Below are 16,933 nucleotides of genomic sequence, written 5' to 3' on the forward strand. Positions count from 1 at the left end.
GTGTGCTCTGTCTTCACGGCTGCTTTCCAGCGGTAGTAGGTCGCTCTTGCGATCCCGAGCCATGTACAAGCCTCAGAGACCGTCACTTCGTCTCGAATGGATTCGACCCAGGCAACGGCAACTTCTGGTTCCACCTCCTTTCCAGTTCCTTGTACTTTTTTAGTAGGTCCAATTGCTGCTTCAGGAATCGGTTCTCCGCCTTTACTTTTTCAAGCTCCGAAGAGTGCTCCGGACCTTTTCCGTAGCTGTATTGTTTACCCACAGGTTGCTCCAGACGATGTACTTCGCCTTTTCGATACCACCTCATCCATGTTTTTAGTTGTGTCTTATTCCGTATTCCCAACTGCTCCATAACCTCTCTTACTGGAACTCTTGCCAATCTCATTTCAATAGCTTTCATCTTCACTTCTACTGGATAGCTAACTCTCGTTGCCAACGTAAAAACACCTCCAAGGTTATCTCCATATCTTACGACATGGCTTGATTCTCTTGAAGGTGTTTTGATTTGTCTCACGTTATGGGGTCAGTTCCTATAGTGGTCAGGAGGCTTTTGACATTTGCATGCATTAGGGTACTAATATATTTTTTAAATCTCAAATTTTGAAAACGTGATTTATATAAAGAACTTCAGAAAAGCAAAATTGCATTGTCATTTTTATATTTATTTTTGTAAGATATTTTAGTAAACATCGTGAATAATTCAAATCAATCGATACTGCCTGTTATTTTGAAATCGTTGTTTGCTTCTTTTTGGTAAGCTTGGTATTGGGGTCAGCTACTAATTGGGTATTCAGAAAGAAGTAGCTCATAGCCATTAGTAAGAATATTTCCGAACAAAAAGTAAAAGAAACATCGGATGTTACGGTCATAGTCTAGTTTCAGTATTTTAAAACTAGAATTATAAATTTCAATACACAAGTGTTTTATTCATTATGTGCATTTTTTCTGATGTATTTACATTATACTCTTAGGCAAGCGATCTCAACATAGACCAAAGGTCTATGTTTTTCCCAACCTTATAAGAGCTAGAAAGAGGTAACTCCTTAGATCACCAAGGGATACAGCTATTTTTCTTAGCACTTGGCAAGAAGCGACCTCCGGTTGGGAAAAAATTGCGAAACACTTGTGGCTGTAGTAAAATAACGACATTGCGATTTTGGAAAGCTTGATTTTACTAGCTTTAACCACAACATGTGATGTATTGAAATCTTCCAATACGACGTTGATTTCTACTATTAAAATATACTTTAACCACAACATGTGATGTATTGAAATCTCCTTTGACGTTCCGACCTTGCAGCACCGCAGTACCTTTAACCACAACATGTGATGTATTGAAATGTTCATCGAACTCAGCTAAACATCTAGTAATTGATCTTTAACCACAACATGTGATGTATTGAAATAAAAGTTATACAAACCCACCTTAACGTCTTTTGTATCTTTAACCACAACATGTGATGTATTGAAATGGGTGTAATCTTTCTCTTTTCGCTTACCTGAAAGGTCTTTAACCACAACATGTGATGTATTGAAATTTGAATGATTCGGTTCCCTGTAGCAAACCGATGAAACTTTAACCACAACATGTGATGTATTGAAATGCATTAACAGCAGCAGGCATCATAGCCATAATTATCTTTAACCACAACATGTGATGTATTGAAATCAAATTTGGGGTATTGTATACGCCGGACAAATCCGGCTTTAACCACAACATGTGATGTATTGAAATTTGGTTGTTTACGCAGACTTTCGGACGGTGTGAGCTCTTTAACCACAACATGTGATGTATTGAAACTACGAGTATTTCTTTATTTCGAACCCTTTGTATTTCCTTTAACCACAATATGTGATGTATTGAAACAGCCATGCCTGCCAATAATCGGCGGTGATATCTCCCTTTAACCACAACATGTGATGTATTGAAACAGCACTGCAAACACCTCGTCCAGTACGGTTTGTGAACTTTAACCACAACATGAGGTGTATTGAAATCCGGCAGCTACTGACACAATAGGAAGACATTAGCCGCTTTAACCACAACATGAAATGTATTCAGTCCTAAGCAGCGAAGCGGGCAGAATTGTTCTGGAGAAGCGTAAGCGTTTGCCTTTATCCCCGGATTTTAACCTTTGATGGGTTTATACAATCCAGAAAATCCGGAGATAACAGCAATCGGAAGAACAATCTGCACGTGTAGCGGCCTAAGTACCGTCGAACCTTATTTTAAAATAAGAATTATAACGAGAAAAATATTTACAAATCACGGATTGAGGTCTATACTCTATATCAAGTTAGGAGGTGAATATTTTGTATTTTGAAATTCAGATAACAACGTTAATGAAACAATCATCTCACCATCTGGAGATACCGGAGCGTATCGGAGCCTGGATTGGTCGAGCGGGGCTGAAAGATGAAACATTAAAGCAGGCGCACTACGATAAGGAGTACAAGCATTATACATTCGGGGCGCCTTTTCCGCGTGAAAACGAGGGGATGTACAAGCAAGGTCGTGTATACGTCATTACGATTCGTAGTTCCATAGAGCTTACGTTACGTCGAATATCCGCAGCTTTGCAAGCCTTGCAGGAGGATGAGTATTTCCAGTTTATCGCGGCATCCCCTGTGCAGTCCAAGAAGCTGGCCCATATTACCGAGCTTACCACTGTTACTCCTGCTATTGTGACCATTGAAGGCAAGCCGTGGGTACCGGGTCTGAGTGTGGAGCTTTTACTACAACGGATTCATGCTAATGCGGAGAAAAAATACAATCATTTATACCCGGATCAGCCTGTTCGATTGGAACAACCTTTTGTCGAAGGGATTCAGGTGTTGAACCATAAACCGATTGCCTTGGCCTATAAAGGACGTAAGCTATTAGGTAATAAACTGCGCCTGCTTGTCAGAGAAGATGAATATTCACAGAAGTTGGCAAGTGTGGTATTAGGTTCAGGAGCGGCAGAAAAGAATAGTATCCTTGGGGCAGGCTTTTGTATCGCCAAAGGACTGGAATAACGTGGAAAGGAGGCGTAGGGTATGCTGAAGGATTTGACGAACAGCTATCTATTGGCGAAGAATGATTTTCCCAACATCACATTTCTAAGACACCAACCCAAGGAAGGGCTGTATATTCGACTGCGACTAGATCAAAGCTGGAATGAACAGGTCAGCGTGTTTGATAGCGAGCATATGATTATTACCAAAGAAGAACCCGATCTATCACGCAAGGAACTTTTTGAATGGTTCCAACAAAAAGATTATGTGAGTTCTCTGATCTCTATGAACAAAGCTGTAGATCCCGGCAAACAGCTTCATTCTAATAACCCGTACACCCTATACGCAAAAAGGGATGTATTTTTAGCCGAGCCACTGGCAGATGGAACCACCGGGATGAGCACGCATCTTGCCCGTTTTCTGGACAAGACTCAGGCATCTGAGGTGCAGAAAAAGTGGGATGAGCTGATAGGTACCAAGAAGACTAGCAGCAAGAAAACCAGTAAGAAAAGCAGCACCGAGACTATCATCACCAGTCCTACGCAGCAATTTTTCTCTGATACGGATTATGCACCTGCACTGGAATATCTCGTAAGTGAGGAGCGCCGAACACGTATTGCACAGATTGAGCAATGGTACGCTACAAACCTGTCGGCTCTCATTGAACATATCCGAACCATTCCTTTTAAGAATTACGTTAAAATCTTTTTCACCTCAGAATCTACTCCACTTCACTCATCAATGGATCACCCATCTAACGAATCTTTCAGCTTTTACTCATGGGACGAAATGTATGGCTATGAATATTTGTTATATACCATCCCAAAAATCTTTAATAGTAATGACTACAACCAAATGGTAGAAGGAACTTTGACAGGTCTTCCCGGTTTTAACATGAGCATGAACAGTAAGAAGCCCTATTTGGAGCATAAAACAATGCGCGTTGGTGCGCCTGTCCGCTTATCATTGGAGGAAGCATTACGGGTAAAGGAAGCGACCGAATGGCTTATTTCTCAACCTAAGTTCAGAATGAACAAGTTTAGCTATTCTACGGATTTTTCCAAAAGTATCTCGGACGTAGCAGAAGGCTACTTTTTTGTTTACGTGGAGGGTAAGGATAACGAGGTACAAGACTTTGAAAATGTACCTTTCTCCAAAAAAGTTCATGTCAATATCCGACTCAAGAATGTATTGGGTGTGATGACCAAAAATAACGATGGCGAAGCGTTTGTGAAGGATTACGGCTATCTGGAAAATGTGGAGCAACTGCAAAAGGAAATCAGCAGACGCTTTTTTCGCGGACGGATGAACGGTGATTTTCTTCAAGATGAGCCGAAGGTGAGAGAAAAGGATTTTACCAGTGGGATGGTCGCGTTGTTTATGCAGAGCAAAAAGGGCTTTTATGACTGGATTTTCAAAGGAACGACCGCCACGATCCGCTCTCAATTTGCACGCGTGACGCTTCGACTCATAGAGGAACAGCTATTACGAGTAGAGCCAGTAGGGCAAGAGAAGTCGAAGCTGGATCTGAGTGGGTTGGCCGATGCGATGAATGTAAGGCTATCGTTAATGGCATATTTGGATGGGGAGGAATACACAGCTATGGGAAATCGTCTGATTGCAGTGTCTAATAAACTCAAAGAAAAGCTGGACACCTTGGATAAGCGAAAACAGAAGGAAAACGCAGATGGAGCAGGACAAACGGAGCAAACAGCCTATTCAGAGCCGATCTATGTAGTAACAGATGATGAGTTTTATTATTTGGCAGGGCAGCTTGCTTTTTATTTGAAAAGTCAGTCTGAAGCCCAGCAGAAAAAAGGAGATTTACTCGGGCCTTTTTTCATGGCAAAGCGCAGTGGACAGCTCAAAAAACGGATCGAAGAAGCGTATCATTTGCATCGTCACAAAATGCGATTACATCACACTAAATTAAATTGGGCTTTAGGCCAAGTGTACGGATACCAGCCGGACAAAGAATTCCAGCATGAAGATGCAAGGGAGATGTTCTTAGCGGGGCTATTTTCAGACAATTGGTTCTGGAAGAAAGGCGAGAGCGAGAAACCAAACAGCGAAGGGGAGAACGGATATGGCGAAGAAAACTAATCGTGTGGTGGGACTGATCGGGATTGTGAGCCGGATGGCTAACTGGAATGCGGACTTTAGCGGACAGCCGAAGACGACCAGCACAGGCGACATTTTTGGTAGCGACAAGGCGTTAAAATATAGCATCAAACGCTTATGGGCGGAGGAAGGACAGAAGGTACTGTATATTCGTTCGTATAAAGTAAGTAGCGGCAAGGACAAAAAGACGGACAAAGCGAAGGATGCGGACAAAGGGAAAGAAGAGAAGCTGCAGCCACGTAATCTTGCGGAACGCTATGAGTATCTCTTTGGTGAAGAGGTGTCCAAAAATTCACGTGAAGTGCTGAACAAGCTGTTTCAGTGTGTGGATGTGATGAATTTTGGTGCGACCTTTGCAGTGAAGGATCAGAATATCGGTCTGGCGGGTCCGGTACAAATTGGTCAGGGCTTTAATAAATATGAGTGGTCCAATCTGGAGGTGCAGGATATTTTGTCTCCGTTCCGTAACTCAAATGAAAAGAGCGAGGACAATGACGCCACCTCGATTGGTAAAAAAAGAACGGTGGACGAATCCCATTATATATATCCTTTTTCCGTCAATCCGAAGCATTATGATAACTATCTGGAACTGCTGGCAGCCGAGGGCTTTGAAGGGTATACGGAGGAAGCATATCAGGCTTTCAAAACAGGAGCTTTGACCGGGGCAACTTTGCAAAATACCAATAGTAAATCAGGTGCGGAAAATGCTTTTGCCCTATTTGTGGAATTTAAAGCGGGGAGCCCGGCGTATTTACCGAATTTGGACCCTTATGTGAAGGTAGATAAGGACAAGGATGGAAAGCAGACGGTTTATGATTTGTCGGCCCTTGCACCGCTTTTGAACGATGTAAACGAGGAAATTGAAACAGTAGAATTATACGTTAATCCGTATGCATCGCGTGTAGAGCTGGATTTTCCGGGGCTGCGGACGTTTAACATCTTTACGCGCAGCGAGCTTCCTCAAGGCTAGAGGATGATTACATCGGGGAAGGAGGGAAGAAAGCATGCAAGCGTTATGCTTTGAGTTGAGCGGAGAAACAGCGTTTTTTAAAAAGCCGGATGTTAACGTATATGCGTATTTTACATACAGTCATATCCACAAGGTTGCATTATATGGCTTGCTCGGTGCAGTACTCGGACTTGGCGGCTATACGCAGCAGTATGAACGGAATATGGCGTTGGGCGGTAAAGCCAAACAGGATAATCCGGCGATGCCGTACCCTGAATTTTATGAGGTGTTTCGTCATGCATCGGTGAGCATCGTGCCACACGGGGATCGAGGATATTTTTCAAAAAAAATCCAGATTTTCAACAACACAGTCGGTTATGCAAGCCAGGAAGAGGGCGGTGTGCTGAATGTGCGAGAACAATGGTTGGAGCGTCCACGCTGGACGATCTACGTGGCAGATGATGGGGGCGTAGATCGGGAGGTATTTGATCGGCTTGCAGATTATGTACAGCATTCCAAGGCTGAATACATTCCTTATCTGGGGAAAAATGATCATCCGGCTACGATATCCAAGGCTCGATTAGTTGAGTTGGAGCCAGCGAGTGAACCGGAATATATCGACTCCCTCCGAGCTGCACATGTACTTGTGGATACGGGAGGATATGTGAAAGATGATCAGATGCAATCCTACTTGCAAGAGTATCTCCCCGTAGGGCTGAATACAGCCAACAACGGTTACATTCTGGAGCCGCTTGTATTTTCTAATCAGGAAATAGATACAGATGAGCTGAAAGCCGAAGATCTACAAAAAATGTACCGGGATGCTGACAATGACCGCACCTTGTATTTTATCTAAAAAAAGGGCAGTCGCTTTCGTAGATGTAATCAACACCGGGTATTCTCCATTGTCAGGATGGGGAGCGCCTGGTTTTTTATATGGATTTTTTAAAATTGTACCCAAGAAAAAGAGGGAAGACGAATTGCGTATTCATGTATCCATACAACATTGGCTAACGGAGGAAGGGAAAGGGAGGCTGAAGGCGCACACGGCAAAAGAAGAGGGGCTTCAACAGGATGAAATGCTGGAGGAGCATAGCGATCTGGTCATGCATCATGCTAAGATACTGATGAGGGATAATGGTGTGGAAGCTGCTGTACATAGGGCGCTAGATCGTCTCGGCATAGATGGAGAACTGCTGGATGAATCATTAAGGCAAATGATCATGTACTATTTTAGACAAGCCATTTATTTGCATGATCTTGGCAAGGTGAACCCGGCCTTCCAACGTATCAAAATGAAGAACAATGAAGTTAAAAGGAACGCTGAGCTGGGAGACAGTAACCATTCCATGCTGTCTGCTGTGCTTTACTTGCATATTCATTTACGACAGGTGCAGGAATGGCATGATACAACAGAGCTGTATCCAAACCGTAAGAAGCATAAACGCAAAGTACTTGCATTCCTGCATCATCTTTTATATTCATTCGCATATACGATCTCCCGCCACCACACGTACCTGGGAAATATGGATGAAGATATGGGAGGGCAGGTAAACGAATTTGAGTTGAAAATAAAAAATCAATATAACCGGGTCAAAGAGAATCCTGATTATATTCGCTATTATCGTGATCAGCAGGACTTGCTACAGAACGATAACGTATTTGGGTGCATCCGTCTGGAAGGCAATAAACGTCAGAATAAAATACACAGCCCTTTTCCTTTCTATGTGTTGGTCAAGCTACTGTACTCCACGATGGTCGCATCGGATTTTCGGGCAACGTATCAATATATAGAGCAGCAAGTACCGGAGATGCATTATTTTGGAGAACGTCTACCACTGGAGCCCATGCTGGAGGCTTATCGTCAGACGGGAATTGTGCAGGGGATTGAGTCCTATCGCCAAAATGCTGATGCCTCTGGCTTGTCTGAGATGAATCAGCTACGGGCGGAGTTATTTATCGAAACAGAAAGACGGCTGTTGGAGCGACTACAAGAGCCTGTTTTTTATCTCGAAGCTCCTACTGGTTCAGGTAAAACCAACATGTCTATAAATTTGGCACTGCATTTGCTGAATAGCGGCTTGGGACTGAACAAGTTAATTTATGTATTTCCGTTCAACTCTCTGATCGAGCAGACAAGACAGACGCTAAATGGGATTTTCCACAAGGAGCAGGTAAACGACTATCGGGTGGAAGTTATTAATTCAATTACTCCGATGGTGACCGAGGAAGAACTAGAGGCAGAAGCTGCTTTGGAAGGGAAGAACAAGGAGCCAGACAACACGGATTTCAAAAGGGTGCTGTTGGAGCGTCAATTGCTGCAATATCCGGTGACACTGACTTCTCACGTGAACTTTTTTAATTATTTATTTGGGACAGGACGAGAGGCCAATCTAGCATTTGCCCATTTATGCAATAGTGTCATTGTACTGGACGAAATTCAGAGCTACCGAAATGAATTGTGGAAGGAAATTATTCATTTTCTGCGATCCTTTGCGGATATTCTGAACATTAAAATTATTATCATGTCCGCTACCTTGCCAAATCTGGATTTGTTACTGGAGCAGCGAGATCATGAGGAAGCAATACAAACCTATACACTGGTGCAGAACCGGGATCGTTATTTTACCCATTCGTTGTTTAGAGAGCGCGTGAAGCTGGATTTTAATTTGTTGAAACAGGGCAAGATGCAGCCGGAACAAGTAGTGGAGCATGTTGAATCTGTAATCAAGCAGCGAGAGCGGGATGGGCAAGGGAACAGGGTGCTGATCGAGTTTATCAAGAAAAAGACGGCACGCCAATTTTATAATTTGGTGCTAGAGCAGAATTTGGGCTTTGACGTCTATGAGCTTACTGGGGATGATAGCTTCTCCTATCGCCAAGAGCTGTTGCAGAAATTGGGGAAGGACGAACATGGGAGCTTTTATTTGAGTGATGTGATCGTTGTAGCAACACAGGTGATTGAAGCCGGGGTAGATATTGATATGGATGTGGGCTTTAAAGATATTTCTTTGCTGGATAGCGAGGAGCAATTTTTGGGACGACTGAATCGTTCTTGTCTGCGTGACTACTGCCAGGCTTATTTCTTTGATTGTGATCAAGCGAGCGGTATATATAAAAACGACTTGCGTGTTGCATTTGATCTTAAGGAAGAAGCGTATCAAAAAATGCTTGAAAATAAGGATTTCAGTGGATTTTATGAGAATGTTATTCATGAAATCAATAAGTCTCGTGAAAAGCCAAATCAGCAGTATTGGGGCGACTTTACCCAAAAAGTACAGAAACTTGAATTTCCAGATGTACAAAAGCATATGGGCCTCATACCTGATCAAAGTGTGACGCTGTTCCTGAACTATACCTGTCCAATGAAAGACGCTGCCCCGCTGAACGGTCAAGAGGTGTGGGATGAGTTTGTTAGATTGTCAGACAAGCGGTTGGAGATGGACTATTCCGAAAGAATGATTCGCTTGTCCGTGGTGCGTGCTCAAATGAATAACTTTACTTTTATTTATCCGGTTCCCCAAATGTATGCAAAATGGGGAAAGGTAAAGCCGGGGATATACACTTATAGTGTAGGTACTTTGTATTTCGTGGAGCACGGTGAACAATATATGGAATGGGATGAACTAACTAGAACTAAAAAGTTTAATCGTGCCAAGTATACCGAGGATGAAAGGGGGCTTTTCCTATGAGGATTACCGGAACGATGGTGAACTATTATGTACACTGTCGTAGACAATGCTGGTTATTTGCCAATGGAATGGGTTTTGAAGATGATAGCGAGGACGTGCGGATCGGCAAGGTCATGCATGAGCTACAGAGTGAGGGGAAGAAAAACCGCGAAGTCGCTATTGAGGGCATCAAAGTGGATAAGCTGACCAGTGATTATGTGACCGAGATTAAAAAGTCTGACGCCGATGTCGAAGCTACTAAATGGCAGACGCTGTACTATATGTATGTACTTAAGCAAAAAGGCATGGAGCGTAAGGGTAAAATCCAGTTCAGCGAGCGTAACAAGCAGGCTAGTAAAACTATAGAACTGGAGCTGGATGAAGCAACCGAACAGGCTATGACCCAGTTACTTTATGAATTGGAGCAATATTTGGGGCAAGAGCAGCCTGACCCAGCCGTAAGAGAGAAGAAATGCACTCGCTGCGCATACCTCGCCTACTGTTTTTTATAAGAAAGGAGAATAAGTATGTCCAAAACAGCGCCATCTACTAGATATATACGTACTCCGGGCACTTTGGGACGTGAAGATAATTCACTGACATTTCGGAGTGAAGAAAGAGGAATCGTACACCTGCCGATTCATGGATTGAAGGAGCTATATTTACTCAATGAGATAACGTTGAACAGCAAGCTCCTGTCTTTTCTGTCGATGGCGGGGATAACAGTCCATTTCTTTGATTACTATGGTCATTTTAGAGGAACCTTTTATCCGAAGGACGCAAGAGTGAGCGGTAAGGTTAAGCTATTGCAAGCGAAAGCCTGTTTGGAGAGAAGAATACCTATTGCTGCTGCTTTTATTGGTGCCATTGCAGCTAACATCCATGAAGTGCTGTATCACTATTATAAACATGGCAACAAGGAGATCAAACCATATCTGGACTGGCTGAAAAAAGATGTACCACGATTGTTAGATAAAATGGAGGATATTCCGAGACTGTTGAGTGTGGAAGGGGAGATTTGGAGACGGTTTTACGACACATTTAAGACGTTCCTGCCTGAAGATTTTAAAATGAATAAGCGGGTCAAGCGCCCGCCGGACAATCCGCTGAATGCACTAATTAGCTTTGGTAATACCATTTTGTACACGAAAACGATTTCGCAAATTTACCATACCCATCTGGACCAGAGTATCAGTTTCCTGCATGAACCGAGTGATCGACGATTTTCCCTCAGTCTGGATTTGTCTGAGCCGTTCAAGCCATTGTTGGTGTACCGTACTATTTTTGAATTGGTGAACAATCGAAGAATACAGGTTAATAAGCATTTTGAAAAGGATTATAATTACTGTATTTTAAATGGGACGGGTCGCGATGTATTTATCACCGCGCTTGAAGATCGGATGAAGCAGGTGTTCGATCATGGCACGCTTAAACGGAAGGTCAGCTATTTATCTGCTATTAAATATGATGCTTATAAGTTAAAAAAGCATATTGTCGAAGGAACGCCTTTTGTTCCCTTTTTGGAAAAGGAAAAGAGGTAAAGGATATGGAGAAAAATTATAACTATGTCATTTTGGTGTATGACATCGGAGAAAAGCGAGTGGGTAAGGTATTTAAAATATGTAAAAAGTATCTCGTTCATTTCAGAAATCCGTATTTCGAGGTGAAATTACCCCTGCTAATTTAATTCAGCTACGCGCTGAGTTAAAAAAGGTTATTGATGAAGGGAACGACTTTGTTGCCGTTTTTAAGATGACAGGTGATTATGTTTTCGACGAGGAAATCATCGGTGTCCGCATGAATGATTCGGAGTCCTTATTGCTGTAATTTTCCCAACCGCCCTAAAGAGGAGGAAAGCAATTAACCTTACAGCGCCAAGGGTTTGAGAGGATTTGTCAATTGTTTTTAACAAACCCTCTTCGGTTGGGAAAATTTTGTGAAACCCTTGCGGCTGTAGTAGAATAGGCATAATAGTATTTATAAGAACGTTGATTTTACTAGCCTTTAACCACAACATGGGATGTATTGAAATTTGCCGTAAGATCGGTTGGCAGGCTTTGTGACAACTTTAACCACAACATGGGATGTATTGAAATCAGAAGAATGACAAAGAGCATCGCAGCCTTATGGGACTTTAACCACAACATGGGATGTATTGAAATTAAGCTGTGTAACGGTGTATAGCTGCCTATCTTTGTCTTTAACCACAACATGGGATGTATTGAAATTAGGTGACTTCTGTTCCGTCTACACCATGACGGAACTTTAACCACAACATGGGATGTATTGAAATATCCGGTGGTGACATGTATCTGTCCACCCATGCGTCTCTTTAACCACAACATGGGATGTATTGAAATATGCCTTCCAGGATGCCATAACGTGCGTAATCCCAACTTTAACCACAACATGGGATGTATTGAAATGCGATGTAGATCTCTCCGCTGATTCTAATGTACCACCTTTAACCACAACATGGGATGTATTGAAATGAAACAGTCGATGGAGCATCCGTTGTCCAGTCTATACTTTAACCACAACATGGGATGTATTGAAATCCGTGATGAAGATACGTTCCATCGAATCGACCTCTACTTTAGCCACAACATGGGATGTATTGAAATTAGTTTAATTTTTCAAATAGCTCTTGCTTCCGATCCCTTTAACCACAACAGAGAAGTATTCAAAATGCTCTTAACCTGAAGGCACTGAAGTAGATTTTTTTCTCCATCCCCAGCGTAAGATGTAATCAAATTACTGGCAGCTGCTAGTCCCTATATTATACTGAAAGAGTTTATAATCCGATGTTTGGAATACAGTGTTATGATATCCGGGACATGCCTCATATGAGAGATTGGGTATGCGAATCACGCTGCGGTACAGGACCGTCAATAAAGGAGAGCGACGATGTTTGTCATACGAGGAACACAAAAACTGCTGAAGGAATGGGAGACTGAACCACTTCAAGTTGATATTTATCCGCCTTTGAATAGTTGGCATGCCAGCTTGTTTTTACTTAATCGAAGAAAAAATATAGTGTTTATGCATGATATATCCGGCTTAAGCATCACGCTTTTTGGGATTAAAAAATCGCAGTACAAAAACTTGCCAGCTCTTTTTATGCAAGCCTTGAAGGAATTTATGATCAGCGAAGGCTTTGATGAACAGATCGTAAAGGCCTACATACAGGAAGGCGAGCAGATGCTGGCTACTACGACGAATAGTCATAGTGTAATAAGAACCTTAGATGAGATTATTTTTATCATGAAGGAACTGGATATGGAGCATGGGTGCGAGCTGGAAAAAAACCAGTGGAATAACCGGATTGTTTTCAAAACAGTCGAATACAAGTACCCTGTTGATGTTTTTAAAGAAATGCTAGAAAAGCATTATAAACTAGAGAGTATTTGAGAATTTTATGATTTTACGAAATGAGTTCCATTTATTCCCTCTGTCCTATATAATCTAATATAGTTCTAAAAGACTATATAAAGAGAGGTAAGGGGTAAATGAAGATTAAATTGAGAAATAAAACTGGAATGATCAAGGAACGCAAAGTAGGTTTTTCATGGACTACGCTCTTTTTTGGTTTTTTCCCTGCGTTGTTTAGAGGGGATTGGAAGTGGGCTGTTATTATTTTTCTGGTGTCGATCCTTACGAGTGGGGCATCCAACTTTGTATTTTGCTTCATATATAACCGCTTACATATTAATGATTTGTTGTCCCAAGGCTATGGCCCTGCTACTAAGAAATCCCAAGCTATCCTGATTTCTAAGGGATTTATTGCTGAAAATTACGCTGCTAACTTTGCAGGTTAAATTGAGAGCTGTTTGTTAAACGAGACGTATCAAAAGAGCATCCACCAAAGTCCATGCGGGCGGGGAATGCTCTTTTTTTATAACTCACATGATAGCAACGCTTGCGATGAAATGAATCATAGCGCAATAAGCGGCACACTTTGGTAAAATAAAACGATACAGGGTTTGACACCATCGGTCAGACTTATAAAACGGGGGGTACATAACGAAAGATGAAGAGGATTATTGATATAGCCAAGGAAGCAGGCATTGAAGAAGAACATCTGGAGACGTATGGAAAATATAAAGCGAAGCTGAATCCGTCCCTGTGGGAGCAGTTAAAGGATCGCCCGAATGGAAAGCTGGTGCTGGTTACGGCAATGAATCCCACGCCGGCGGGAGAAGGAAAAACGCTGACAACCATCGGGCTCTCACAGGCGCTGAATGCGCTGGGACATAAAACCGTTGCTGCATTGCGTGAGCCGTCCCTCGGCCCTTGCTTCGGCATGAAAGGAGGAGCAACCGGGGGAGGACAAGCCCAGATTGTTCCGGCAGAAGACATTAACCTGCATTTTACAGGTGATATTCACGCGATTTCGGCAGCGCATAATTTGCTGGCAGCGATGATCGATAACCATTTATTTCATGGAAATGCTTTGCGGTTGAAACCGGAGCGGATCGTGTGGAAACGCGCTGTTGATATGAACGACCGGAGTTTACGAAATATTGTGACCGGATTGGGGTCAGGTAATGGAGCAGTGAGAGAAGGTGGCTTCCTCATTACCTCGGCTTCAGAAGTGATGGCGGTATTATGTTTAAGTGAAGATATGGACGATCTTAAAGTGCGATTGGGTCGGATGGTGATTGGTTATAACGAAGATGGCGAAACGGTAACAGCTGAGGAACTACATGCGGTGGAAGGTATGGCTGTGCTGCTTCGGGAAGCATTGAAACCCAATCTGGTGCAAACGTTGGAGGGAACTCCAGTTATTGTGCATGGCGGACCTTTTGCGAATATTGCGCATGGATGCAGTAGTTTGATCGGTACGAAGCTGGCCCTGAAGCTGGGAGAGGTGGTCGTCACGGAGGCTGGATTCGGGGCCGAGCTGGGAGCGGAAAAGTTTTTTGACATCAAGTGCCGTCAATCCGGTTTGCAGCCAGATGCGGCCCTGTTGGTCGTAACCGCCAAAGCGCTGAAATATAACGGCGGTGTAGCTAAAAATGAGCTGGACGCAGAAAATCTGGAGCAATTGCAACTTGGATTAGTCAACATGAATCGGCATGTACGGAATTTGCAAAAGTTTGGCGTGCCAGTACTAGTAGCAGTCAACCATTTTGTAACAGATAGCGATGCCGAGCTGGAACTGATTTTCTCGGAATGCCGCAAGCTGGGTGTACCCGTAGAACTGTCACAGGTGTGGGCACAGGGAAGCCAAGGTGGAGAGAAGCTGGCCCAAAGCCTGCTCAACCTGCTTCAGGAGAACAAAGCCCATTTTGCACCATTGTATGAGCATACACTTGATTTGCAAGCGAAAATTAGTGTTATTGCGAAGGAGCTTTACGGTGCGGCAGAGGTAGCTTACACTCCTGCGGCCAAACGGGCGTTGGCCGGTATGGAGCAGCTTGGTTTTGGACAACTGCCTGTATGCATGGCCAAAACACCGTATTCTTTCTCAGATCAACCTTCTCTACTAGGTGCACCGGAGGGCTTTACCATTCACGTGTCCAGCGTTTCTTTGTCCGCAGGGGCAGGCTTTGTGGTCGTGGAAACAGGCAATACTATGACGATGCCAGGATTACCCAAATCCCCAGCAGCTGAGCATATGTCGCTGGAGGCAGATGGAAGCATCCATGGTCTAATGTAGTATCTTTAGAAAAATGACAGCTTATCAGGTTGAAGTGACGAGCAGTTTGGGCAGTGCAGTAAGCAGTTTTTGCCGAGTCATGGCATCGCTCCAGATGAAGACGGAGGCTGTTTCTCCGGCTGTGATTTGCGTACCGAGCTGCTGCCACATTGCCAGATTACGGGCTGTGAAGGTAGACAACCAGCGTTCGGCCTCCCGCTCCTTACCGAGCCAGGTGCCAAGTGTACGCATCCGTTCCTCCAGCGTGGCGAAGGAGTTGAAGGTGACCGTGGGAGCGATACTGGCAATGCGCTCATATTCCTGTTCATCCGAATTGGCGATGATAATTAGATCAGGATCGAGAGCACTGGTCAAGCGGGTATCCAGTGGAAGGCCCACATCGGCGACATTCACAAGACGATGTTTATAGACGCTGTATTCACTGGGTCGCAGACTTCCGCCGATGGCTTTGGCCCCTAATGCCAATAGATCGCTCATCGTTTCTCCATGATAGATGATGCGGCTTGCTCGGCGCGGAATATGAATATGGTGACCCGTCCAATCCTTGACGCGCACAGAACCGGAGACAGAAAGCGCGTACTTGCACGGGGGAATCCCGGTTATTTGCCTAAACCGCCGATTAAAATAATATTCGTCAGAGAAACCAACCTGACGGGCAATTTCACGTAAAGGCCGTTTGCAATCCAGCAGCAGCCGCTTGGCATGATTCAAGCGCAGCTCAGTGAGGTAATGCAGCGGCTTTTTGCCTGTCATTTTACGAAACATTTGGGAGTATTGCCATATGGAAACGTTCGCCTGCTCGGCAAGCTGCTTGACGGTAATGGGCTTTTCATAGTTGTTTTCCATATATGAGAGAGTGCCTTCTACCGATGCTGGCAATGCCGGATTAGAGGTAGTATTTTGATCAATATGGGTGTGGTCTTCCTGCCACAACAAGAGCAACTCTTGAAACATAATTTGCTGCCGTAATACAGATATCTGGGTATGCGGCTGTATCGTTTGTTGGGTACTATGAAATAGCTCTTCAGTCAACTGAATAAGTTTGGAGGAAGAAGAGGAGACGATGCATTCGCGCGGTCTCGGCAGGACAGGTCCATGATATATGGATGGCATACGCGATGCGTGTTCACCTAAGGCCATGTCCGCTTGTGGTTCTGACGGCAAAGCGATGACCTCAAACGTGATTTTGTAGTATTCGGGCACAGTTCCATTCAGGGGAGCGATTTGATAGGATTCACCTGGAGCTAGCCAATATCCATGACCTGTATGGAATAGATACTGCTCTGAGCCAATGTCCACCATACCTGTCCCACCGATGAACATAAGCAGACAGTGATATGAATTGGGACGTGATAATAATTCATCGGTAGGCTCACCAATCAACGCAATTTCTTTAAAATGAAAAAGCAGTGAACTGAACGGGGGAGGTTCTCAGTCTTCAAAAGATTCTATAGCATTACACAAGGATACGTTCAAGCTTGTCATGCCAGTCTGCATAAATCGAACAAGTCCTTCATAGACATGTACTAATTC

General features: G+C 43.6%; 11 protein-coding genes, 2 pseudogenes and 2 CRISPR repeat arrays. Of the genes and pseudogenes, 11 read left to right on the top strand and 2 right to left on the bottom strand.

The window, feature by feature from the left end; genetic code table 11:
• Positions 1-436 (bottom strand): annotated as a pseudogene (locus NLX74_RS00005) (IS3 family transposase); the annotation flags it as partial.
• A 742-nt stretch (positions 437-1,178) separates the two neighbouring features.
• Positions 1,179-2,064: a CRISPR direct-repeat array (repeat unit 30 nt; unit sequence CTTTAACCACAACATGTGATGTATTGAAAT).
• A 240-nt stretch (positions 2,065-2,304) separates the two neighbouring features.
• Between NLX74_RS00005 and NLX74_RS00010 the strand changes: the two are divergent.
• The 11 genes and pseudogenes from NLX74_RS00010 (at position 2,305) to NLX74_RS00060 (ending at position 15,400) form a co-directional block, all read left to right on the top strand.
• Complete coding sequence (locus NLX74_RS00010) at positions 2,305-3,018, top strand: CRISPR-associated protein Cas6 (protein WP_254327615.1); 714 nt, start codon at positions 2,305-2,307, stop codon at positions 3,016-3,018.
• Positions 3,019-3,039: 21 nt separating this feature from the next.
• Positions 3,040-5,100 carry a hypothetical protein gene (locus NLX74_RS00015; RefSeq protein WP_254327616.1) on the top strand — a complete coding sequence of 687 codons (2,061 nt, stop codon included), beginning with the start codon at positions 3,040-3,042 and terminating at the stop codon, positions 5,098-5,100.
• Positions 5,084-6,088: a type I CRISPR-associated protein Cas7 gene (locus tag NLX74_RS00020; RefSeq protein WP_254327617.1), complete on the top strand. Its 1,005-nt coding sequence runs from the start codon at positions 5,084-5,086 to the stop codon at positions 6,086-6,088. The genes NLX74_RS00015 and NLX74_RS00020 overlap by 17 nt, the downstream gene beginning before the upstream one ends.
• A gap of 34 nt (positions 6,089-6,122) precedes the next feature.
• On the top strand, positions 6,123-6,923 hold the full coding sequence (gene cas5b, locus NLX74_RS00025; protein WP_010349458.1) for a type I-B CRISPR-associated protein Cas5b: 801 nt from the start codon (positions 6,123-6,125) through the stop codon (positions 6,921-6,923).
• Positions 6,898-9,759 carry a CRISPR-associated helicase Cas3' gene (gene cas3, locus NLX74_RS00030; RefSeq protein ID WP_254327618.1) on the top strand — a complete coding sequence of 954 codons (2,862 nt, stop codon included), beginning with the start codon at positions 6,898-6,900 and terminating at the stop codon, positions 9,757-9,759. Before cas5b ends, cas3 begins: the two co-directional genes overlap by 26 nt.
• Positions 9,756-10,250 (top strand): CRISPR-associated protein Cas4, encoded by a 495-nt coding sequence (locus tag NLX74_RS00035; RefSeq protein WP_134904548.1) that lies wholly within the window; start codon positions 9,756-9,758, stop codon positions 10,248-10,250. The genes cas3 and NLX74_RS00035 overlap by 4 nt, the downstream gene beginning before the upstream one ends.
• A gap of 15 nt (positions 10,251-10,265) precedes the next feature.
• Positions 10,266-11,279, top strand: a complete 1,014-nt coding sequence (gene cas1b, locus NLX74_RS00040) for a type I-B CRISPR-associated endonuclease Cas1b (RefSeq protein WP_010349455.1) — start codon at positions 10,266-10,268, stop codon at positions 11,277-11,279.
• A 5-nt stretch (positions 11,280-11,284) separates the two neighbouring features.
• Positions 11,285-11,565: pseudogene (cas2, locus tag NLX74_RS00045) on the top strand (CRISPR-associated endonuclease Cas2).
• A gap of 175 nt (positions 11,566-11,740) precedes the next feature.
• Positions 11,741-12,362: a CRISPR direct-repeat array (repeat unit 30 nt; unit sequence CTTTAACCACAACATGGGATGTATTGAAAT).
• Positions 12,363-12,645: 283 nt separating this feature from the next.
• Positions 12,646-13,149, top strand: a complete 504-nt coding sequence (locus NLX74_RS00050; protein WP_254327619.1) for a DUF6933 domain-containing protein — start codon at positions 12,646-12,648, stop codon at positions 13,147-13,149.
• Positions 13,150-13,247: 98 nt separating this feature from the next.
• Positions 13,248-13,556 carry a hypothetical protein gene (locus tag NLX74_RS00055; protein WP_013309242.1) on the top strand — a complete coding sequence of 103 codons (309 nt, stop codon included), beginning with the start codon at positions 13,248-13,250 and terminating at the stop codon, positions 13,554-13,556.
• Between the two features lie 212 nt (positions 13,557-13,768).
• The gene (locus NLX74_RS00060) at positions 13,769-15,400 is read left to right on the top strand and encodes a formate--tetrahydrofolate ligase (protein WP_254327620.1); all 1,632 of its coding nucleotides are present in this window, start codon (positions 13,769-13,771) and stop codon (positions 15,398-15,400) included.
• 24 nt (positions 15,401-15,424) lie between these two features.
• On the opposite strand, the gene NLX74_RS00065 is transcribed toward NLX74_RS00060, so the two are convergent.
• Positions 15,425-16,702 carry an AraC family transcriptional regulator gene (locus NLX74_RS00065; RefSeq protein WP_254327621.1) on the bottom strand — a complete coding sequence of 426 codons (1,278 nt, stop codon included), beginning with the start codon at positions 16,700-16,702 and terminating at the stop codon, positions 15,425-15,427.
• Positions 16,703-16,933 lie beyond the last annotated feature (231 nt).

The organism is Paenibacillus sp. MZ03-122A, from assembly GCF_024213325.1.
Lineage (GTDB): Bacteria > Bacillota > Bacilli > Paenibacillales > Paenibacillaceae > Paenibacillus > Paenibacillus polymyxa_B.